This window comes from Pantoea sp. 18059 (assembly GCF_902706165.1).
In the GTDB taxonomy this organism is placed as follows: domain Bacteria; phylum Pseudomonadota; class Gammaproteobacteria; order Enterobacterales; family Enterobacteriaceae; genus Pantoea; species Pantoea agglomerans.
This window is the reverse complement of the sequence record NZ_CACSJS010000004.1, coordinates 186,461-206,574: the sequence shown is the minus strand read 5'-3', so window position 1 is coordinate 206,574 and position 20,114 is coordinate 186,461. Positions and strand designations below refer to the sequence as shown.

The 20,114-nt window shown below is 57.2% G+C and carries 20 protein-coding genes; 15 read left to right on the top strand and 5 right to left on the bottom strand.

The genetic code is table 11. The features are described 5' to 3' along the window. The 6 genes from cydB to GVJ63_RS12925 all read left to right on the top strand — a co-directional run bounded on the left by cydB (position 1) and on the right by GVJ63_RS12925 (position 4,406). Complete coding sequence (gene cydB, locus GVJ63_RS12950) at positions 1–1,005, top strand: cytochrome d ubiquinol oxidase subunit II (protein WP_010248926.1); 1,005 nt, start codon at positions 1–3, stop codon at positions 1,003–1,005. 1 nt (position 1,006) lies between these two features. After that, a complete protein-coding gene (locus GVJ63_RS12945; RefSeq protein ID WP_010671086.1) occupies positions 1,007–1,180 on the top strand; it encodes a DUF2474 domain-containing protein in 174 nt (57 codons plus the stop codon). 218 nt (positions 1,181–1,398) lie between these two features. After that, entirely contained in the window at positions 1,399–2,268 is an 870-nt protein-coding gene (locus GVJ63_RS12940) for a helix-turn-helix domain-containing protein (RefSeq protein ID WP_010248922.1), read from the top strand. Positions 2,269–2,486: 218 nt separating this feature from the next. Beyond that, positions 2,487–2,681 (top strand): hypothetical protein, encoded by a 195-nt coding sequence (locus GVJ63_RS12935; RefSeq protein ID WP_010671084.1) that lies wholly within the window; start codon positions 2,487–2,489, stop codon positions 2,679–2,681. Between the two features lie 330 nt (positions 2,682–3,011). Further along, on the top strand, positions 3,012–3,794 hold the full coding sequence (locus GVJ63_RS12930) for a siderophore-interacting protein (protein WP_159226978.1): 783 nt from the start codon (positions 3,012–3,014) through the stop codon (positions 3,792–3,794). 72 nt (positions 3,795–3,866) lie between these two features. Beyond that, positions 3,867–4,406, top strand: coding sequence for a PadR family transcriptional regulator (locus GVJ63_RS12925; RefSeq protein ID WP_159226977.1), 540 nt, complete (start codon positions 3,867–3,869; stop codon positions 4,404–4,406). A gap of 8 nt (positions 4,407–4,414) precedes the next feature. Here the strand turns inward: GVJ63_RS12925 and GVJ63_RS12920 are convergent, their stop codons facing one another. Further along, entirely contained in the window at positions 4,415–4,711 is a 297-nt protein-coding gene (locus GVJ63_RS12920) for a SelT/SelW/SelH family protein (RefSeq protein ID WP_010248912.1), read from the bottom strand. A gap of 239 nt (positions 4,712–4,950) precedes the next feature. Here GVJ63_RS12920 and GVJ63_RS12915 point away from each other — a divergent pair, with 239 nt between their 5' ends. The 6 genes from GVJ63_RS12915 (at position 4,951) to GVJ63_RS12890 (ending at position 11,578) form a co-directional block, all read left to right on the top strand. Next, positions 4,951–7,323 (top strand): TonB-dependent receptor domain-containing protein, encoded by a 2,373-nt coding sequence (locus tag GVJ63_RS12915; RefSeq protein WP_159226976.1) that lies wholly within the window; start codon positions 4,951–4,953, stop codon positions 7,321–7,323. 49 nt (positions 7,324–7,372) lie between these two features. Then, entirely contained in the window at positions 7,373–8,404 is a 1,032-nt protein-coding gene (locus GVJ63_RS12910; protein ID WP_159226975.1) for a hemin-degrading factor, read from the top strand. Continuing rightward, the gene (locus tag GVJ63_RS12905; protein ID WP_033772557.1) at positions 8,401–9,222 is read left to right on the top strand and encodes a hemin ABC transporter substrate-binding protein; all 822 of its coding nucleotides are present in this window, start codon (positions 8,401–8,403) and stop codon (positions 9,220–9,222) included. The genes GVJ63_RS12910 and GVJ63_RS12905 overlap by 4 nt, the downstream gene beginning before the upstream one ends. Continuing rightward, positions 9,215–10,213: an iron ABC transporter permease gene (locus GVJ63_RS12900; protein ID WP_010671078.1), complete on the top strand. Its 999-nt coding sequence runs from the start codon at positions 9,215–9,217 to the stop codon at positions 10,211–10,213. Before GVJ63_RS12905 ends, GVJ63_RS12900 begins: the two co-directional genes overlap by 8 nt. Further along, on the top strand, positions 10,213–10,989 hold the full coding sequence (locus GVJ63_RS12895) for a heme ABC transporter ATP-binding protein (RefSeq protein WP_081113819.1): 777 nt from the start codon (positions 10,213–10,215) through the stop codon (positions 10,987–10,989). Before GVJ63_RS12900 ends, GVJ63_RS12895 begins: the two co-directional genes overlap by 1 nt. Before the next feature lie 91 nt (positions 10,990–11,080). Further along, complete coding sequence (locus tag GVJ63_RS12890) at positions 11,081–11,578, top strand: CinA family protein (protein WP_159226974.1); 498 nt, start codon at positions 11,081–11,083, stop codon at positions 11,576–11,578. Positions 11,579–11,605: 27 nt separating this feature from the next. On the opposite strand, the gene GVJ63_RS12885 is transcribed toward GVJ63_RS12890, so the two are convergent. Further along, a complete protein-coding gene (locus GVJ63_RS12885; RefSeq protein ID WP_159226973.1) occupies positions 11,606–12,589 on the bottom strand; it encodes an MDR family oxidoreductase in 984 nt (327 codons plus the stop codon). Between the two features lie 565 nt (positions 12,590–13,154). Here GVJ63_RS12885 and GVJ63_RS12880 point away from each other — a divergent pair. Next, positions 13,155–15,308, top strand: a complete 2,154-nt coding sequence (locus tag GVJ63_RS12880; RefSeq protein ID WP_159226972.1) for an ornithine decarboxylase — start codon at positions 13,155–13,157, stop codon at positions 15,306–15,308. Between the two features lie 1,103 nt (positions 15,309–16,411). On the opposite strand, the gene mltC is transcribed toward GVJ63_RS12880, so the two are convergent. The 3 genes from mltC to mutY are packed head-to-tail and all read right to left on the bottom strand — an operon-like array spanning position 16,412 to position 18,903. Continuing rightward, on the bottom strand, positions 16,412–17,491 hold the full coding sequence (gene mltC / locus GVJ63_RS12875; RefSeq protein ID WP_010248892.1) for a membrane-bound lytic murein transglycosylase MltC: 1,080 nt from the start codon (positions 17,489–17,491) through the stop codon (positions 16,412–16,414). A gap of 54 nt (positions 17,492–17,545) precedes the next feature. Further along, entirely contained in the window at positions 17,546–17,818 is a 273-nt protein-coding gene (locus GVJ63_RS12870; protein ID WP_003853409.1) for an oxidative damage protection protein, read from the bottom strand. After that, complete coding sequence (gene mutY, locus GVJ63_RS12865; RefSeq protein ID WP_159226971.1) at positions 17,818–18,903, bottom strand: A/G-specific adenine glycosylase; 1,086 nt, start codon at positions 18,901–18,903, stop codon at positions 17,818–17,820. The genes GVJ63_RS12870 and mutY overlap by 1 nt, the downstream gene beginning before the upstream one ends. Before the next feature lie 154 nt (positions 18,904–19,057). On the opposite strand from mutY, the gene trmB reads away from it, so the two are divergent. After that, positions 19,058–19,777: a tRNA (guanosine(46)-N7)-methyltransferase TrmB gene (gene trmB, locus GVJ63_RS12860; protein WP_010248887.1), complete on the top strand. Its 720-nt coding sequence runs from the start codon at positions 19,058–19,060 to the stop codon at positions 19,775–19,777. Further along, positions 19,777–20,103 carry a YggL family protein gene (locus GVJ63_RS12855; RefSeq protein ID WP_003853403.1) on the top strand — a complete coding sequence of 109 codons (327 nt, stop codon included), beginning with the start codon at positions 19,777–19,779 and terminating at the stop codon, positions 20,101–20,103. The genes trmB and GVJ63_RS12855 overlap by 1 nt, the downstream gene beginning before the upstream one ends. Positions 20,104–20,114 lie beyond the last annotated feature (11 nt).

Sequence of the window (20,114 nt, the reverse complement as noted above, 5' to 3'; positions counted from 1 at the left end):
ATGATCGATTATTCCGTTATCTGGTTTGCGATTATCGTTTTCGCAACCCTGATGTATATCGTGATGGATGGCTTCGACCTGGGTATTGGTCTGCTGTTCCCGTTCAATAAAGATGCTGGCGAGCGCGACATGATGGTTAACACCGTCGCGCCGGTCTGGGACGGAAATGAAACCTGGCTGGTTCTGGGTGGTGCTGGCCTGTTCGGCGCGTTCCCGCTGGCCTATGCGGTGATTGCCGATGCGCTGTCGATTCCGCTGACCGCTATGCTGATTGGCCTGATTTTCCGTGGTGTCGCCTTTGAGTTCCGCTTCAAGGCGGTAGAAGGCCATCGGGCGTTCTGGGACAAGTCATTTATTGCCGGTTCAGTCATCGCCACCTTCAGTCAGGGTGTGGCCGTGGGTGCGTTGCTGGATGGTATTCCGGTTGAGGGACGTCGTTTTGCCGGTTCCGCAATGGACTGGCTGGCACCGTTCCCGCTGTTCTGCGGCGTGGGTCTGGTTGTTGCCTACGCGTTGCTGGGCTGCACCTGGCTTATCATGAAGACCGAGAATGAGCTGCACCGTAAAATGTCTGCGCTGGCTACGCCGCTGGTGATTGCGCTGTTAGTGATTATCGGCATCATCAGCCTGTGGACACCGTTTGCGCATGCGGATATCGCGCATCGCTGGTTCAGCAAACCCAACCTGTTCCTGTTCCTGCCGGTTCCGGTATTGGTGCTGCTCTGTTCGTGGGGCATTGTGCGCGCCATTAAACGCGAGGCGCACTATTCACCGTTCCTGCTGACGCTGGCGCTGATCTTCCTGGGCTTCTCCGGGCTGGGCATCAGTATCTGGCCAAACATTATTCCGCCATCAGTGACCATCTGGGCTGCCGCCTCACCGCCGCAGAGCCAGGCCTTTATGCTGGTGGGTAGCCTGCTGATTATCCCGATGATCCTGGGCTACACCTTCTGGAGCTACTACGTGTTCCGTGGAAAAATCAAAGCAGACGCAGGATATCATTGATATGAAAAGCCTCAGCAGCATGAAAGACCACAATCACAATGAAGAAACGAAAGCGCCATGGTGGAAGCGTGTGATGTGGCTGGTGTTTATCTATGCCGCCAGCGTGCTGGCGCTGGGCGTTGTCGCCTCGCTGTTCCGTATGATGATGACAGCGGCCGGAATGCGCAGTCATTAGTTGTCGCAGGCTCCGTCTTACAGCTATCCGGCGCAGTTTTTATCAATAATCAGAAGGCTGACGACAGTCAGCCTTTTTTAGTTAGTAACCTAAGCAATTAATGCGGAAACGCCCTGAACGGGCGCGCAATGCTTACCCTTTCCTTACACCGATTTGCGATTTTTGTTATCCTTTTGTAACTGAAATCCCAGTCCTAACCCGCGTCGTAAATCGCCATCATGCTCAGTCAGGCCATTAAAAAACAGCACATCAACGATCTGGTCGAGTGGATTGAAGCCAATCTCACCGACGATCTTAATATCGATCAGATTACCCTCAAGTCAGGTTATTCCAAATGGCACATGCAGCGCATGTTTAAGGAGATGACCGGACAGACCCTGGCGGCTTACACCCGTAAACGGCGTCTGACGATGGCCGCTATGGCGCTGCGTCTGACCCGCATGACGCTGATCGATATCGCCGTACGTTTTGGTTTTGATAACCAGCAAAATTTTACCCGGGTATTCAAAGGTCACTTTTCGCTGACGCCTGGCGCGTTTCGCCGTATTCCCCATTTGCCGGTTAAAAACTTCCATGGCCGCATTCTGGTGCGATCGCTGGCAGAGCGTGCAACGCTGGTGGAGCGTGAGGAAGAGCTGCATCTGTGCGGAGAAACGCTGGAGTGGGAGTGTAAGTTTGGCGATTACATTGCCGATCGCGATCACCGGGTGGCTGAACAGGCGCGGCAACTGGTGGCGCTGGCGGGCGGCCGCGTGTCGCAGGGCTGGTTAGGCTTTCAGTATGGCCCCGGCCATAGCTCTGCTGATCAGCAAAATATCAGCCTGTTTCAGGCGCTGGAGCCGCAACATGCCGGGCTGCTGGGTGACAACACCGCCAGCTGGAGCGAGGTTCGTGGACTCTATGCGTCGATCCGCTGGAGCGGCAGCCCGGAGCAGCTGACACGCTTTATCGAGGATATCTACTATCAGCATCTGCCAGCACTGGGTGTGTCACGTCGTCCGGGTAAAGATCTGCTGCGTCTCGATTTTGCGCACTGTAAGCCCGACTGGCTGAGCGGCGTTTTTTCTATTCCGGTGATGCAGGCGTAGCCAGCAGGGCAGGGGGTGTGGCTCCCGACCCTGTTAATGCATAATTCGTGCGGTAAACCGTGACAAACCGCACGATTTTATAAAATAACTCGCCATTCTGGCGTAAAATCCTCTCCCGAAACCCTGCCATGCCTGAATCATCGTGCATCTGTGCCAGGGCTGGAATATTTACCTGCATTTCAGGCCTTTTCTGGTCAAAAAAACAAACGAAGACAACTATGCGACGCTTAATGATTTCACTGATCCTGGCATTGCCTGTCATGGCGATGGCACAACAGGCTGAACCTTTTTCACCTCCTGCCGGGCTGCATCCGCACTCTCAGGCCACCCAGCATGAAATTCTGGGTGATGGTGAGCTGCCGGAACACACCAGCAGCAATCCTTCCCTCTCAGGATTCAACGACACACTGTAAGTGGTCACGCGCTGCCAGAATGTGCGGCGCAACATCATGCCCGGCTCGTCAGGAGCCGGACAGTTTCCGCCTTCTCTGCCTGCCCCGTAAACACGCCGCACCTGCTGCTTACCTCTCTCTGAACGCTCTTATCAGGGCCGCTCTTCGTCTGCACTACGCACACCCGTACAGGCATAAAATATATCTTAAGCCGCTGGATCGCATTTTTCGTTCTTGTAGTGAAGATATATCATAGCTAATCTTGGCACTTCAGATGAGAATGATTGTTATTCCATTATTATCAGCATGCCTTTGAGTCACGGGCATCCATCCCGTTTCAGGAGAGAAATTTTGCCTGTATCAGCCGATCAGCGTGTACCACAGCGCGTCCGTAATGAATTGCGTTTCCGTCATATTCAGGTCGCGAGTAAAACTAACATTGCCGGTAAATTCTGGCGCATCCGGTTCAGCGGTAGCGATCTGGCGGGCTTTACGTCGCCAGGCTTTGATGACCACATTAAGGTTTTCTTCCCTTCCGCTGAAGGAGCCACACTGGCTCTGCCACAAATCACCGATGCGGGGATTGTCTGGCCGGAAGGGGTGCGTCCGCAGGCGCGTGATTACACACCGCTGGAATTCGATGGTGAATCTTCACTGACCCTCGATTTCTATATTCATGAGCAGGGCGTAGCCAGTGACTGGGCAACTCAGGCGCAGCCTGGCGATCGGTTGATTGTCGGCGGGCCACGCGGCTCGCTGGTGGTGCCGACCGATTACGCATTCCAGCTCTATGTCTGTGATGAAACCGGGCTGCCGGCTTTTGCGCGCCGTCAGCGTGACGTCCGGGCGCAGGCGCTGCATCTCTATGCCTTTACCGATGAAGCGACGGGCCGCGACTATTTATCTGATACGGCTGATGTGACGACAAACTGGCTCGGCAGCGGCCAGATGCAGAAAGCGCAGCTCAGCCAGCTGATTGCCCGGCTGGATCAGATCACTATCCCGACGGAAGATTACTTTGTCTGGCTGACCGGCGAAGGTGAGTTTGTTAAAGCGCTGTGTGACTACTTCACGGTGCAGCGCGGCCTCAACAGTGACTTCGTACGGGCGGTGGCCTACTGGCACCAGAAGTAAGCCGCTAAGGCAATTGAGTTTTGCCAGGCGGCGCACTACCATCAATCCCACTTTTTCGCAGCAGGGCAGGCCATGAAACAGCATCCGACTTCCACTTCATCTGACGATCAGACTGCGCGCGCAGGCAGTTGCAGCGGACGGCGCAAGCGACGTGAAAAGATGCTGGAAGCGAGCGAGATTCGCCTGCTGATGCTCCATTTCCTGGCGCAGAATGCCGCGCACGGCTATGAGCTGATCAAGTCTGTTGAGGAGCTGTCAAAGGGAGAGTATTCGCCCAGTCCGGGGATCATTTATCCCAACCTGACGCTGCTGGAAGAGATGGAGGCGATTCAGGTGGTGGATGCGCAGGCAACGCGTAAAGCCTACCGCCTGACGGCAGCGGGAGAGGCGCAGCTGGCAGAGAACCGTGAAACGGTCGCCAGCCTGATTACACGGCTCTCTACGCTGGCGATTCTGGTCAATAACCGCAGCATTCCTGCTGTTGAGCAGGCGATTCATGGGCTGAAGGTCGCGCTGAACCGGCGGCTTGCGCAGGAAGATATCTCAGAAGCCGCGCTGCAGACGCTGATTAAAGCGCTGCACGACGCGGCAGAAAAAATCACCCACAGCTAATAGCGGACTTAGCTGACTTCAGTTTTGTGTTTGTCGATGTGACCCAGCGTACGATCCGGAAAGCAGATGTCCCGCACACGCTGTTTCAGCGTGGTTGCATCCGGGAAGCCACCATCCCGCTTACGTTCCCACAGCAGATGCTCATCCAGCGTAATCTCAAAGATACCGCCGGTGCCCGGTTTCAGCGTCACCTCCGCCAGATCCTCAGCGAACGTATGCAGAAGTTCCTGTGCCATCCACGCTGACCGCATCAGCCAGTTGCATTGCATACAGTAGTGAATAACAACCACAGGTTTTTGCGCCATAACTCTATTCCTTTACGTGTTGATAAATGCCAATGCATTCGGGTTAACAATTTGTGCGCTGTGGTTTATATCTAAATGTAAATAAGATTGATAATGATTATCAGTTGCATTAAATTCCGGGCGATAATTACTACACCAGCATGATGTTCTGACTTTTCACGGCTTTTATGCGGAGCCGTTTTACTGTTGCCAGCAAGCAAGTGAGCGAATACTAACAATTAATCAGGTAATTCGCGCCTATGTCACCACGTTTTCGGAGATTGACGCAACCGCGTCTGACTCAACTGGCGTTGCTCGCCACCTTCATCAATACCACCTGCACTTATGCTGCGGGCAGTGAATCTGCCACCCTAGCCCTTTCTGACCGCTATGGCAGCAGTGCCGAACCGGTAATGACGGTGACGGCACCGGAAATCAAAAAAACGGCAGGCAGTAAAACCTCGCTCTCTGCCAGCGATCTGCAACAGCGTGGTGCCACTGACTTCGGATCGATCATGCGCTATGAACCGCTGATCAGTGCTACCGGTACCCGTGGTGGTTCATCAGCCGGTAAGAGCGGTTTTGATCGGGCCGGTTATACCGGCTACAACATTCGTGGCCTCGAGAGCAACCGCGTCGGTCTGGATGTAGACGGCATTCCGTTGCCGCAGGCCACTGGCCGCAGCTATGTAGGACGCGCAGGTCTCGACAGCTTTGGCATTGGCCGCGATTACATCGATCCTTATATGTTTGGCCGTATTGAGATTGAGAAGGGCGCCACAGCAGTGGAACAGCCGAACACCTCGATTGGCGGCAACGTCTCGTTCCGTAATAAGTCTCCCGACGATTACCTGCATCCCGGAAAAGCAACCGCGTTCAGTTATCAGAGCGACTATGACTCATCCAGTCGCAGCTGGCATAACGGCATCACCGCCGCTGCCGGTGACGATGAGCTGCGCGGCATCTTTGTTTACAGCCGCCGTGACGGACAGCAGACCCGTAACAACAGCGATACGCTGGATGCGTATCCCGCTAACTGGCACTCCGACGCCTTTATGACCTCCGGCATCTGGCAGCCCAATGATGCTCACAAGCTCAGCGCGACGGTCGATTACTATCACAAAACCCACCACAGCCATTACGACAGCTGGAGCACTTCAGGCAATACAGTCTGGGGGACGGCACAGCAGCAGAGTGATACCCGCCGCTGGGGCATCAGCCTGGCGGATGAGTACACCCCTTACAATGACCTGATCGACAGCCTGACGACCCGCATTTACTGGCAGCAGACCCAGGCGCATGACAACACCCGGATGCCGTCGAGTGCCACCGCCAGGCAAACCGTCTATTCCGACTACAACAGCGACAGCTACGGTTTTGACACCCGCGCGCTCAAAAGCGTCGGGCGACATGAACTGAGTGCCGGGCTGAATGCGCGCCTGGTGGATACTGAGCGACCTTTCCGTCAGTCACCGCCAGCCAGTGCTTTTACTGCGATCATGCAGCCGCAGGCTAACAGTCGCAGCTACAGCGTGGGTGGTTATCTGCAGGATACCATCAGCTTCGATGCTGACGGACATCGGGCGGCCATCGTGCCTGGCGCGCGGGTGGCCTATCAGAACACCCGACCGCGTGATGTGGCGACGCTGACCACGAACAGTAGCGTGCTCGACGCCAGCGAAGTTTCAGCGCTCTATGGATCGCCAAACAGCGACACCCAGATATTGCCGTCGATCGCCTTCCAGTACGATCTGACACCGAAGCTGATGACTTATCTGCAATATACCCGTGGCGCGCAGTTCCCCAACGATACCCAGCTTTATGGTTCATGGAACCTTGGCTCCAGCTATGCCGGCACCGCGCAGTATGCGCTGATTGGTAATGCAGATCTGAAAACCGAAACCAGCAACAACTACGAGTGGGGTGTAAAAGGAGAGGTGGCAAAAGGCGTCACGCTTAACGCTGCCGCTTTTTATAACGACTATAAAAACTTTATTGCCTTTACCCGCTACAGCCGGGCGGCTAATCCGGGTAAGTTCGTCAATGTGCCTGCCAACATTTACACCACCTATCAGGCGGAGAACCGCGATAAAGCCTACATCTACGGGGCTGAAATCAGCAGTAAAGTGAACTTCGGTAGCTGGTTCAGCGAGGTCGAGGGTCTGAGCGCCAATCTGGCGTTTGGTTACACGCAGGGCGCGGCAAAGTCGAGCTACCTTGGTGACCGCTACATCGACCTTGAGAGTGTTGCCCCGATGAAAGCGATCGTCGGACTCGCCTGGGATGATGAGGCGCGCGGCTACGGTGCCGCCGTTACCGCTACCTTTGTCAAAGGTAAGCAAGCCAGTGCGACTAACCGCGAAAGCTTCGCTAACAACGGCAGCAGCCTGGCCGACTCCAGCACCGATTACATGCGGGTGCCGGGTTATGGCATGGTGGATATGACCGCTTACTGGCGTGTCGCGCACAACGTCAGGCTGAGTGGCGGGCTTTACAACATAACCGATCGCAAATACCGGGATTACCTCAGCAGCCGTGAACTGACCAGCGCCACTCAGCAGGAGCGCAACGATCAGGCACTGGCCGTGATGCCGGGCCGTACTTTCCAGTTAGGTGTTAACGTCGATTTTTGATAGCCGTCGCCCTGCGCTGATGCAGGGCATTACTAAGAGAGCCTGAGTCATGAACCCGATTTATCAGCACTATCTTGTCCTTAAAGGTGAACAACCGAACAAATATGCCCGCGACCTGGCCGCGCTGATCGGCATCAGCGAAGCGGAATTGTGTGAAGCGCGCATCGGCGTTGATGCCGTGGCGCTGAAACGCGATTTTCCGGCGTTGCTGAAGGCACTGGGCGCAGTCGGCGAAACCAAAAACATTACCCGTAACGCTTATGCGGTACATGAACATCTGGGTGAATACCACAATGTGCAGATTGGCGCGCATGGTGGCCTGGTGCTTAATCCCCGTGCGCTCGATCTGCGCCTGTTCGTCGGTCAGTGGTGCAGCGCCTTTGCTCTGCAGGAGCCGACCGGGCAGGGCGTTCGTCACAGCATTCAGATTTTTGATCGTCATGGCGATGCGGTGCTGAAAGTTTACGCCACGGAGCAGACCAGCATGGCAATGTGGCAGACGCTGATCGCCGACTTTACCGACGCCGTGGCGACGCCGCTCGTGGTTGAGCCGGTTGCCGCTGCTCCCCTGACGGAGGCGATTGATGCCACCGCCATCGACCGTGAATGGCGCGCCATGACCGATGTTCATCAGTTTTTCGCGTTGCTGAAGCGCCACCAGGTGTCACGGCCGCAGGCCTTTCGCGCGGTGGGTGAGGATCTCGCCTGGCAGACCGGCAACGACGCGCTTGAGCGCCTGCTACAGATGGCACAGCAGGCGGGCAATGAAATTATGATTTTTGTCGGCAACCGTGGCTGTACTCAGATTTTCACCGGCAGGGTAGAGAAGCTGCAGCCAGTGGAAAACTGGCTCAACATCTTCAATCCGCAGTTCACCCTGCATCTGATGGCTGATCAGATCTGCGAAAGCTGGGTAACACGCAAGCCAACGGGTGATGGCTTTGTTACCAGCCTGGAACTGTTCGCCGCCGACGGCACGCAGATCGCCCAGCTCTACGGTCAGCGCACGGAAGGTACGCCAGAGCAGTCACGCTGGCGCGAGCAGATTGGCGCACTCCGCACGCCGGGAGCGGCGGCATGAAAAGAGCGATGCTGTTATGGCTGCTGATGACGCTGCCATCACTGGCGGCGGAGCGGGTGGTGTCGATTGGTGGTGACGTCACTCAGATTATCTATGCGCTGGATGCCCAGTCACAGCTGGTTGCGCGCGACAGCACCAGTCTGCGTCCGGCGCAGGCCGCCCGACTGCCGGACGTGGGTTATATGCGCCAGCTCAACGCCGAAGGCATTCTGGCACTGAAACCGACGCTGGTGATCGCCAGCGCGCAGGCGCAACCGTCGCTGGTGCTGCAACAGATTGCCCGCGCGGGCGTCAGGGTGGTCACGGTCAGCGGCGACAGCAGCCTGCAGGCGATTCCGCAGAAAATTATCACTGTGGGCCAGGCGCTGCAGCGTGAAAGCGAAGCTCAGGCACTGGCGCAGCAGATGACGCAGCAGATTCGCCAGTTGCCGCAGCAACCGCTGCCGGTAAAAGTGCTCTACATCATGGCGAACAGCGGCATGAAATCGATGGCGGCGGGAAATCAGACTGCGGCCGATGGCGCCATTCGCAGCGCCGGGCTGGAGAATGCTATGGGCTCGGTGCCGCACTATCAGGCACTGTCGCAGGAAGGGGTGATCGCCGCCGCGCCGGATCTGGTGGTAATAGGCGAGGATGGCCTGAAAACCCTGGGCGGCGAAGCGCAGCTGTGGCAGTTACCGGGTCTGGCGCTGACGCCTGCCGGGCAGCAGCATCGTCTGCTGGTGATCGACACCATGGCACTGCTGGGGTTTGGCCTTGATACGCCGCGGGCAATCGTGAAATTGCGTCAGGCGGCGGAATCGCTGAACCATGATTAAGGATAATGCGCTGCGTGGCCTGGTGCTGATGCTGATCTTCCTGCTGGTGGCGATGGTGCTGGCGGCAAATCTGGGGGCGATGTCGCTTTCAGTGCGGGCGCTGTGGCAGGCACCGCTCAGCGATCTTATCTGGCAGATCTGGCTGGATATCCGTCTGCCGCGCGTGCTGCTGGCGGTGGTGATGGGCATGGCGCTGGCAGTCTCTGGCGCAGTGATGCAGGGTGTTTTTCGTAACCCACTGGCCGATCCCGGTCTGCTGGGGATCAGCAGCGGGGCGGGACTGGCGGTGGCGCTGGCAATCATTATTCCGCTGGCGTTGCCGGCACCGCTGGCATTGTGGCTACCGATGATCGCCGCGTTTATCGGCAGTCTGCTGGTTACACTGCTGATCTTCAGTTTCAGTCGGCTGGCGCGCGGCAATCTTTCGCGGCTGTTGCTGGTCGGCATTGCGATTAATGCGTTGTGCGGGGCGGCGGTAGGCGTGCTGTCATGGCTGAGCAACGACCAGCAGCTGCGCCAGCTGTCGCTGTGGGGCATGGGAAGCCTCAGCCAGGCACAGTGGCCCGCACTGCTGATCTGCCTGCTGCTGATTCTGCCAGCCTTGCTGCTGTTACAGACCCGTGCCCGCCACCTTAACCTGCTGCAGGCGGGTGAAGAGGATGCGCACTACATGGGCGTTGATGTGAAGCGTACTCAGCATCAGCTGCTGATCCTCAGTGCGTTGCTGGTCGGTACGGCGGTCTCGGTCAGCGGCGTGATTGGCTTCGTCGGACTGGTGGTGCCACACGTGATGCGTTTTTGCCTTGGCGGCGATCATCGCTGGCTGCTGCCCGGCTCAGCGCTGGCGGGGGCGATTCTGCTGCTGCTGGCCGATACGCTGGCGCGCACTCTGGTGGTTCCGGCCGAGATGCCGGTGGGGTTGCTGACCAGCCTGATTGGTGGTCCGTGGTTTCTCTGGCTGATTCTGCGTCAACAGCGAGGGCTGGAGTGATGGACATTTTACAGGCCAGGGGATTGTGTCTCGCGCGCGGCGGCAAAACTGTTATCGATAATCTCGATGTTACGCTGTCAGGTGGCGAGCTGGTGGCGCTGATTGGCCCCAACGGCGCAGGTAAGTCGACGCTATTGCGGATGCTGACGGGATTTCTGTCGCCCGATCGGGGCGAGTGCTGGCTGGGCGATCGACGGCTGACGGCATGGCCGCGTGAGCAGCTGGCACGACGCCGGGCAGTGATGCGCCAGCAGAACAACCTGACGTTTTCACAGTCTGCGCAGTCGGTCGTGGCGATGGGCCGTGCGCCCTGGCCGGAGGCGCAGACATCGCAGATTGTAGCCGAGGTTATGCGGCTGACCGGTTGTGAAGGGCTGGCGCAGCGCGATTACCGCCAGCTCTCCGGCGGTGAACAACAACGGGTTCAGCTGGCACGGGTGCTGGCACAGCTCTGGCATGAGGGAAGACCACGCGGCTGGCTGTTTCTGGATGAGCCGACTTCGGCGCTGGATCTCTTCTGGCAGCAGCAAACCCTGCGTTTACTGCGCCAGCTGACGCGCGCCGGAGATCTCACCGTCTGCACCGTGTTACATGACCTTAATCAGGCCTCATTGTGGGCCGATCGCATACTGCTGCTGCACGCAGGCCGACTGGTGGCACAAGGCTCGCCGCAGACGGTGATGACGGAAGCGACGCTGACGCGCTGGTACCAGGCCGATCTGCAGGTAGTGGCGCATACCGGGAGTGGACAGCCGCATATCCAGCTGCGTATTTAGACCGTTTCGCTTTAAAAACATTACCTTGCGCGGTTTTATTCGCTGATTTTGCGCTATACCTGGAGTTCCGGACAGATTCAAGGAGACCATAATGGCAAAATCATTAGATCAGACCGCTGAGCAACTGGGTAATATTTTACTCTCTTCCGGACTTCATCTGGCGACCGCCGAATCCTGTACCGCCGGGCTGATCAGCATGACGCTGGCCGCGGTGGAAAACAGCGGAGACTTTTATACCAGCGGCTTTGTGACCTACAGCGAAAATGCCAAAATCCGTCTGCTGGGGGTGCGCCCTGACACGCTGAAACAGCATACGGCGGTGAGCGAACAGACGGCGCGGGAGATGGTGCAGGGCGCCTGTGCCCGCTCCGGCGAGCCGGTGGGATTATCTATTACCGGCTATGCCGGACCTGATGGCGGCGAAGATGGTACACCGGCGGGCACCATCTGGTTTGGCTGGGAATTGCCCGACGGCAGAGATGAAGCGGAATGCCATCAGTTCAGCGGCGATCCGAAATCGGTGATGGAGCAGGGGACACAGTTCGCGCTGGAAGGACTCATAAAACGGCTGCAGCGAGCCGATCGTTAAAGGCGCGAAACGCGCCTTTAAACAGGATTAGCGACAGTCGACAATCAGACGACCCTGCACTTTGCCATCCAGCAATGCCTGCGCACCCTCTCTGGCTTCACTTAGCGGGATCACCCGGCTCAGCTTACTGAGCCGTTCGCTATCCATCAGCTCACCGAGTCGTTGCCACGCCTGCTGACGAAGCGGCTTCGGACACATCACGCTATCGACACCGGCCAGCGTAACGCCACGCAAAATAAAGGGTGCGACGCTGGCTGGCAGGTCGAGTCCCTGCGCCATACCACAGGCGGCAACCGCGCCGTCGCGCTGGGTGGCGGCCAGCACATTCGCCAGGGTGTGACTGCCTACGCTGTCTATCGCGGCGGCCCAGCGCTCTTTTGCCAGTGGCTTGCCGGGTTGGGAGAGTTCTTCACGGTCAATGACCGATGCCGCGCCCAACGTATCAATCAGATAGGCATGGTCGCTGGTGCGCCCGCTGGAAGCGATCACCTGATAACCCAGACGCGCCAGCAGGCTGACGCTATAGCTGCCGACGCCGCCACTGGCACCGGTTACCAGTACCGGCCCCTGTTCAGGTGTAATGCCCTGTTTTTCCAGCGCCATCACGCAGAGCATTGCGGTCAGTCCCGCCGTACCGATTGCCATGGTTTGCAGCGGACTCAGCGTGGCGGGCGGGCGCACCAGCCAGTCGCCACTGACGCTGGCTTTCTGTGCCAGGCCGCCCCACTGTTTTTCGCCCACGCCCCAGCCCGTCAGCAGCGCCACATCATCCTCTTTCCAGTCAGGATGGCGGCTGGCCGTCACCCGGCCAACAAAATCGATACCTGGCACCATCGGGAACTGGCGCACAATCGGGCCTTTGTTACAGATAGCCAGGGCATCTTTGTAGTTCAGGGATGAGTAGCTGACGTCGAGCGTGACATCGTGGTCGGGCAGTTGAAATTCGGGGAGATCTTTCAGCAGGGAACGGTAACCTTGTTCGTCATTTTCAATGACCAGTGCCTTGAACATGCAGCCTCCGGCAGAGTGGGAAAGAGAAGATCAGTTTACGCCTGGCAGATGCAATGCGGTAGGGCAATGGCCCCGTCTCCCGGCAATGAAGACGACACGAGCGGAAAAACAGGCTGACAGCGGCAGTGAGTTAAGTGCATAAATCTGCATATAATTCAGATAATTAGTCGTATTGTGAATTTTTTATGATAAATAGACTATAAAAATCATGTTGTTACATGCGAAGAGGGTGACTGAATAATTACCTGGTTCGGGTTGTCCATGCCTGAAAAAGATGACATTATGACCGCCACTTTTTGACCCTGCTTCTTTGCCACAGAGGACGTCGCCATGTCCGGTTCACCGCGCATCCGCCCGGATTACCGTTCGCTTTTTCCGGCGCTCACCGGGTTATCCTCTTTTCCAATATCTCCGTTATTCACCATGCGGTGAGGCCAGCCGGGCAGCGGCTATGGATCTGCTCTCCACGGGCTGCGTAACGCCTTCTGACTGTTAAGTATTCGCCGGGGCACTGTCCCCATAATTGTGCCTCTGGCACTTCCTCCCTGACGTTAGGGATTCTGTTATGACTCCACTGAAAATTGCTGCCAGCGCCGCTGTGGCGCCCAGTCTGACCCTGAACACTGCGCGAGACGTGGTGACGCTGGATAACACCGACTTCACTGATGTGGCGGCGGTTGTCGTCTCGCTGGCGGATACCCGTAGCGGCGTGCTGGCGCTGCTGCGTCATACCGGCTTTAATCTGCCGGTGTTTGTCGCTAACGTGTTTGAAGAAGAGGTGATGCACCTGCCCGGCGTCAGCGGTGAGCTGAATGGCGATCCGCAGGAGTGGATCGCGCTGGAAGCGGCTGCGCAGGCGTATGAAGCGGCGCTGCTGCCACCTTTCTTCGAAACGCTGACCCGCTATGTCGATATGCAGAACAGCACCTTTGCCTGTCCCGGACATCAGGGCGGTGCGTTCTTTAAAAAGCATCCGGCGGGCAAACAGTTTTACGACTTCTACGGCGAGAATGTTTTCCGGTCTGATATGTGCAATGCCGATGTCAAACTGGGCGATCTGCTGATCCACGAAGGCTCGGCCAAAGATGCGCAGAAGTATGCGGCAAAGGTGTTCAACGCCGATAAAACCTACTTTGTGCTCAACGGCACCTCAAGTGCCAACAAAGTGGTGACCAATGCGCTGCTGACCCGTGGCGATCTGGTGCTGTTTGACCGCAACAATCACAAGTCGAACCATCATGGCGCGCTGATTCAGGCGGGCGCGACCCCGGTTTATCTTGAAGCGACGCGCAATCCCTTCGGCTTTATTGGCGGCATTGACGCGCACTGTTTTGATGAGGCTTATCTGCGCGAGCAGATCGCGGCCGTGGCTCCGCAGCGCGCGGCTGAAGAGCGGCCTTTCCGTCTGGCGATCATCCAGCTGGGCACCTACGACGGCACGGTCTACAACGCGCGCCAGGTAGTGGATCGCATCGGCCATCTGTGTGATTACATCCTGTTTGATTCCGCGTGGCTCGGTTATGAGCAGTTCATTCCACTGATGGAAGGCTGTTCGCCGCTGACCCTGCAACTGAATGAGAACGATCCCGGCATTTTTGTCACGCAGTCAGTGCATAAGCAGCTGGCAGGTTTTTCACAGACTTCGCAGATCCATAAAAAAGATAATCATATTCGCGGACAGCGCCGCTTCTGCCCGCATAAGCGACTGAATAACGCCTTTATGCTGCACGCATCAACCAGTCCGTTTTATCCGCTGTTTGCCGCACTGGATATCAACGCCAGAATGCATCAGGGCGAAGCGGGGCGTCGCATGTGGGATGAGTGCGTCACGCTGGGTATTGAGGCGCGTAAAGCGATCCTGGATCGCTGTGAGATGATCCTGCCGTTTGTGCCGGAGACGGTAGATGGTCAGCGCTGGCAGGATGCGCCCACTGAGACGATCGCCCGCGATCTGCGCTACTTCAGCTTTGAACCGCAGGCGAAGTGGCACGGTTTCGCGGGCTATGCGCGCGATCAGTATCGGGTGGATCCCTGCAAGCTGCTGCTGACCACGCCGGGGATTGATGCGGCCAGCGGTGAGTATAGTAATTTCGGGATTCCGGCGACCATTCTGGCGAACTATCTGCGCGAAAACGGCATTGTGCCGGAGAAGTGCGATCTCAACTCAATCCTGTTCCTGATGACCCCGGCAGAGAGTCCGGAGAAGATGGCGAATCTGGTGGCGATGCTGGCGCAGTTCGAACAGCACGTCAAAGAGGATGCGCCGCTGGCCGAAGTGCTGCCGACCATTTACCGCAAAAATGCCGAACGCTATGCCGGGTATACCCTGCGTCGCCTCTGTCAGGAGATGCACGACCTTTACGTCAGTCACAACGTCAAGGATCTGCAGCGCCTGATGTTCCGCGCCGCGGAGTTCCCGCCGGTCAGGGTGAATCCGCAGGATGCGCATCAGGCTTATATTCGCGGCGAAGTGGAGCTGGTGCCGATAGCCGAAGCGCAAGGCCGGGTTGCCGCGGAAGGTGCACTGCCTTATCCACCGGGTGTGCTGTGCGTCGTCCCGGGGGAAGTCTGGGGCGGCGCGGTGCAGCGTTACTTCCTGGCGCTGGAAGAGGGGCTTAATCTGCTGCCTGGCTTCTCGCCAGAGCTGCAGGGCGTTTACACCGAAGAGGATGACCAGGGACGGAAGTATCTGGTGGCCAATATGATAGTGGGGCGCTGATCTGAGCGTGGGCAGAGGCGGGTAGCGGCCCGCCTGCCTTTTTGTTCGCTGCGCGAACGGGGCTGAGAAGGTTTCGCCTGGCAGGCCCTGGGTTCGCTGCGCGAACGGGCTGTGAGAGGTTTTCGTTCGCTTAGCCGCGGGCTAACACTGAGCGGGTTCCGCCCGCCAGGCGATGGGGAGTTTCAGGTTGCCTGAGCAGGCGGACGCGTCAAGGGGCGGACGCCCGCCCCTTAACAATCCCGGCGTCCGGCTGCCTCCGCGCCCCGCTGTGCGGGGTGCCTTCGTCACGCCCTGCGGCCGACGGACCGTCCGGACTCGCCATCCCTGGCTCGTGCAGTCCTTTCGCCGACGTCCTGTCGGCTCATCCTGGCCTGCGGTTGTTCCTCAGCGCTTCGGACGCCTCTGGGAAACCCCCGCCTGTGATTTCTTTATGTTTTCTTTGGTGCACAGTTGCCTGGTGGTCTGAAAGCCAGTCTCAATTCCTGAAGTTCACCGCAACAATCTTAGTTACCTGAAAACGAGATAACAGCGGGTAGGGTTGAATGCCATTCTGTTTGCTGAGCCGAAAGTCAGAGGCAATCCCAAACTCACAGCGACAGCGAACCCAACATAAAAAGAAGAGATAACAGCGAGGGGGTGGGGGGGCCGTCAGAACCGCTGAGCGGATGAGGGATTTCAGGACGAGCGACAGGGATGTCGCGAAGAGGCGGGTTCGCGCCATGGATGGCGCGTCCCGCCGGTCCGTGAGAAATCCTGAAGTAGCGAAGGAACCGCGAAGCGGCGGTGAAGCAGGCCGGAGCCCGGGGTCAAGGGGGCGCGGCGACTGGCGCCCCCTTGTCGGTCGCCTGCAGAGGCGAATCTGAAACTGCCCGGCTAATCAGGCGAACGAAACCTTCTCATAGCCCGTTCGCGCAGCGAACACTCCCAGCTTCAGGCGCTTCACTCCTGATCGCCTGGCGGGCGGAACCCGCTCAGTGCATACCCGCGGCTAAGCGAACGAAACCTTCTCATAGCCTGTTCGCGCAGCGAACAATCCCAGCTTCAGGCGCTGCACCCAAGCCCGTTCGCGCAGCGAACACTCCCCCGCTTTAGCGCTGAGCCAATCAGAATCCCCGATAACTCTTCTGCGCGGTACTCACCTTATAAAGATAACGACGCGACTCCGCCGACGGATGCTGGTTCGCCAGGGTCGAATAAACCTTGCTCGGTGACATGCCGTTAATCATCGAAAACGCTCGATCTTTATCGCTGGAGAAGACGCGCAGCACGCTGCCTGCGCCGCCGTTATAGGCGGTGATCACCGCATAACGACGTGACACCGGATCCTGAATGCCGCCCAGATAGCTACGCTGCAACAGCGACAGATAAGCGGTACCCGCATCAATATTGTTCTCCGGATCCAGCAGATAGCTGCGGCTCGGCTTGCCCCATTTACCCTTCATGCGGAACACGTCAACACCGGCAGTATGCTGCACCACCTGCATCAGACCCAGCGCATCAGAATGGCTCACGGCGTAGGGGTTAAAGCTCGACTCGGTCTGCATAATCGCCAGAATCAACGAGGCATCAACACCATACTGATCGGCGGCTTTACGCACCATCGGCAGGTATTTGTGCGCACGCTTATCCAGGTGGTTCGGCACCATCGGAATCGAAATGGTGTAAATCACATGCAGACCCGAGGTGCGGCGCTGCAATTTATTCTGAATCAGATAGTCAGCAAAGGCTTCTGCGCGACCCTGCCAGCGAATCGGCTGACCGGTATTATCCAGCACCTGCCCATACAGCAGCGGCTCTTTACTGATTTCAATATCGTTGGCGTCAGAGTAGAGATCGACATTACCCGGATCTTCGCCAATCAACAGGGTGGTCACGATTGCCTGACGCAGGCTGGCCATAGGATCGGTGCCAGAAATCGTCTCGATGGTCAGCTTACCGCTTTCAAAGTTAATGTGGCTGCGGGTGTAATAGTTGTCGCTATATTTGACGTAATCTTTGGGTCCGGCGATCAGGACCTCATTGATACCCCAGATATTCTCAATATTATGAGCAAACTGCCCCATCAGAATATCAAAGGCGTTGGTATCTTTTACCCACTCCTCGTGGGACTGCTGTTTCTTTGACCCGGAACAGGAAACCAAAAGTGGTGCTATCACCAGCAGGGCGATTAATTTTTTATTCATTGGGAATGCAAGCCTGACCTGGATAACCGGCCTCAGCGATGAGGCCCGGAATGTTTACGCTTCTGGCGGTGTATAGCCTTCGATATGAACGTCTTTACCTTCGAACAGGAAATTGATCATCTCCTTCTCCAGCACTTTACGATCTTCGGGATTCATCATGTTGAGCTTCTTCTCGTTGATCAACATGGTCTGTTTCGCCATCCACTTCTGCCAGGCTTCTTTGGAAATGTCGTTGTAAATGCGCTTACCCAGATCGCCCGGGTAGAGCTGAAAATCCTGTCCTTCCGCGTCGCGCTGTAAAAAAGTACAAAAAATAGTGCGGCTCATTATTCTTCCTCATTAATCTCACAACTGTTCAAAGCCAGTTGTCGGGGATGGCGCAGCTCGTGTAACAGGCGCTCAACGGGTGCGGCTAATCCCACAGATGGTGGCAGCGCTAAGTTATACCAGAGACCGCCTGCTTCATCCATCGCCGCCCCGACAGAAGGCCACGTCAGCCACATTGGCACGATATCGAGATGGAAATGGCTGAAGGTGTGACGGAACGCAGTAAGCTGCTGCGGTTTTGCATGGATGCCGCGGGCCGCCAGCCAGTCGGTCAGTGCCGCTTCCGTTGTGAACTGCGGGAAGCAGAACAGGCCGCCCCACAAGCCCACAGGCGGGCGCTGCTCCAGCCAGACATCATCACCATCCTGCATCATCAGGAACCAGCCGCTGCGCTCTGGCAGCACCTGCTTAGGCTTCTTACCGGGATAGCTCGCCCAGCTGCTGCTGGCATACGCCTCACAACCGCTGTTCAGCGGGCAGATTTCGCACTTCGGCTTTGATCGGGTACAGACGATAGCACCCAGATCCATCATCGCCTGATTAAACTGGCTGACGCCCTCGGCGGGTGTGACCTCTTCGCTGATCTGCCAGAGCCGCTTTTCGACCTCTTTCTTACCCGGCCAGCCGCTGACAGCATAGCAACGGGCCAGCACGCGCTTGACGTTGCCATCCAGAATCGGGAAATGCTGCCCCAGTGACAGCGACAGGATCGCGCCCGCAGTGGAGCGGCCTACGCCGGGCAGGGAAGAGACATCATCGAAATTACGCGGGAACTCGCCCTGATGAACCTCGACAATCTGCTTTGCGGCTTTATGCAGATTACGCGCACGGGCGTAGTAGCCGAGGCCGGTCCAGAGATGTAAGACCTCATCCAGCGGAGCCGCAGCCAGATCGATGACCGTGGGGAAGCGCGCCATAAAGCGTTCAAAATAGGGAATAACCGTGGCAACCTGGGTTTGCTGTAGCATCACTTCGGAGAGCCACACCTTGTAAGGCGTTTTCTCCAGCTGCCACGGCAGGGTTTTGCGACCAAAGCGCTGATACCAGTCCAGCACCTGTTGCGCGAACTGCGGCGCTTGCATCATAAGAAGGAAATTTTCCGTGTTTACTCTACACTCAGGCAGGAATTCCAGCACATGCGCACCTGGGTGTAAACCGGAAGATTGCAAAGGCTTGCTTCTGCTTATGAACTTTGCATAATGCCCGTTTCCCGGAACAGGCTAACCAGCAGGCTTTTACATGATTAATGACGTCATCACCCCAGAATTTGATGAGAACGGGCGGCCATTACGCCGGATCCGCAGCTTTGTGCGCCGCCAGGGCCGCTTAACCAAAGGCCAGCAGCAGGCGCTGGACACCCTGTGGCCGGTCATGGGGGTGGAATATCAGCCGGAGCCTGTCGATCTGCCCGCGCTGTTTGGCCGCGAAGCCCCGGTGACGCTGGAAATTGGCTTTGGCATGGGCGCTTCGCTGGTAACGATGGCGCAGAACACGCCGCATCAGAACTTCCTGGGTATTGAAGTGCATGCGCCGGGCGTGGGTGCCTGTCTGGCCGCCGCCAAAGAAGCCGATGTGCAGAACCTTCGGGTGATGTGCCATGACGCGGTGGAAGTGCTGGAGAAGATGATTCCGGATAACTCGCTGCGCATGGTTCAGCTTTTCTTCCCCGATCCGTGGCATAAAGCGCGTCACAATAAACGCCGTATTGTCCAGGTGCCTTTTGCCGAGCTGGTGATGCGTAAACTGAAGCTGGGCGGCGTTTTCCACATGGCGACCGACTGGGAAGCCTACGCGGAGCATATGCTGGAAGTGATGAACAGCATCGATGGTTACCGCAACCAGTCAGAACAACAGAATTATGTGCCGCGTCCTGAGACGCGTCCACTGACCAAGTTTGAGCAGCGCGGGCAGCGTTTAGGCCACGGCGTATGGGATTTAATGTTTGAGAGGGTGAAATAATGGCTACACAACGCAGCCGCCGTTTACGTAAAAAACTGCACATTGATGAGTTTCAGGAACTGGGCTTCTCGGTTGCCTGGCGCTTCCCGGAAGGCACCAGCGAAAGCGAAATTGATGAGACGCTGAACCAGTTCATCAATGAAGCGATCGACCCTAACGGCCTGGCCTTCGATGGCAGCGGTTACCTGGTGTGGGAAGGTCTGGTTTGCCTGCAGAAAACCGGCAAATGCACCGATGAGCATCGTGCTCTGGTTCGTAAATGGCTGGAAGATCGCAAGCTGCAGGACGTTCAGATGACTGAACTCTTTGACGTCTGGTGGGACTAAGTCGTCACACA

What these genes read in the sequence shown, in the direction of transcription:
- cydB (WP_010248926.1), top strand. Translation starts at nt 1, where the DNA reads ATGATCGATTATTCCGTTATCTGGTTTGCGATTATCGTTTTCGCAACC.
- GVJ63_RS12945 (WP_010671086.1), top strand. Translation starts at nt 1,007, where the DNA reads ATGAAAAGCCTCAGCAGCATGAAAGACCACAATCACAATGAAGAAACG.
- GVJ63_RS12940 (WP_010248922.1), top strand. Translation starts at nt 1,399, where the DNA reads ATGCTCAGTCAGGCCATTAAAAAACAGCACATCAACGATCTGGTCGAG.
- GVJ63_RS12935 (WP_010671084.1), top strand. Translation starts at nt 2,487, where the DNA reads ATGCGACGCTTAATGATTTCACTGATCCTGGCATTGCCTGTCATGGCG.
- GVJ63_RS12925 (WP_159226977.1), top strand. Translation starts at nt 3,867, where the DNA reads ATGAAACAGCATCCGACTTCCACTTCATCTGACGATCAGACTGCGCGC.
- GVJ63_RS12920 (WP_010248912.1), bottom strand. Translation starts at nt 4,711, where the DNA reads ATGGCGCAAAAACCTGTGGTTGTTATTCACTACTGTATGCAATGCAAC.
- GVJ63_RS12915 (WP_159226976.1), top strand. Translation starts at nt 4,951, where the DNA reads ATGTCACCACGTTTTCGGAGATTGACGCAACCGCGTCTGACTCAACTG.
- GVJ63_RS12910 (WP_159226975.1), top strand. Translation starts at nt 7,373, where the DNA reads ATGAACCCGATTTATCAGCACTATCTTGTCCTTAAAGGTGAACAACCG.
- GVJ63_RS12905 (WP_033772557.1), top strand. Translation starts at nt 8,401, where the DNA reads ATGAAAAGAGCGATGCTGTTATGGCTGCTGATGACGCTGCCATCACTG.
- GVJ63_RS12900 (WP_010671078.1), top strand. Translation starts at nt 9,215, where the DNA reads ATGATTAAGGATAATGCGCTGCGTGGCCTGGTGCTGATGCTGATCTTC.
- GVJ63_RS12895 (WP_081113819.1), top strand. Translation starts at nt 10,213, where the DNA reads ATGGACATTTTACAGGCCAGGGGATTGTGTCTCGCGCGCGGCGGCAAA.
- GVJ63_RS12890 (WP_159226974.1), top strand. Translation starts at nt 11,081, where the DNA reads ATGGCAAAATCATTAGATCAGACCGCTGAGCAACTGGGTAATATTTTA.
- GVJ63_RS12885 (WP_159226973.1), bottom strand. Translation starts at nt 12,589, where the DNA reads ATGTTCAAGGCACTGGTCATTGAAAATGACGAACAAGGTTACCGTTCC.
- GVJ63_RS12880 (WP_159226972.1), top strand. Translation starts at nt 13,155, where the DNA reads ATGACTCCACTGAAAATTGCTGCCAGCGCCGCTGTGGCGCCCAGTCTG.
- mltC (WP_010248892.1), bottom strand. Translation starts at nt 17,491, where the DNA reads ATGAATAAAAAATTAATCGCCCTGCTGGTGATAGCACCACTTTTGGTT.
- GVJ63_RS12870 (WP_003853409.1), bottom strand. Translation starts at nt 17,818, where the DNA reads ATGAGCCGCACTATTTTTTGTACTTTTTTACAGCGCGACGCGGAAGGA.
- mutY (WP_159226971.1), bottom strand. Translation starts at nt 18,903, where the DNA reads ATGATGCAAGCGCCGCAGTTCGCGCAACAGGTGCTGGACTGGTATCAG.
- trmB (WP_010248887.1), top strand. Translation starts at nt 19,058, where the DNA reads ATGATTAATGACGTCATCACCCCAGAATTTGATGAGAACGGGCGGCCA.
- GVJ63_RS12855 (WP_003853403.1), top strand. Translation starts at nt 19,777, where the DNA reads ATGGCTACACAACGCAGCCGCCGTTTACGTAAAAAACTGCACATTGAT.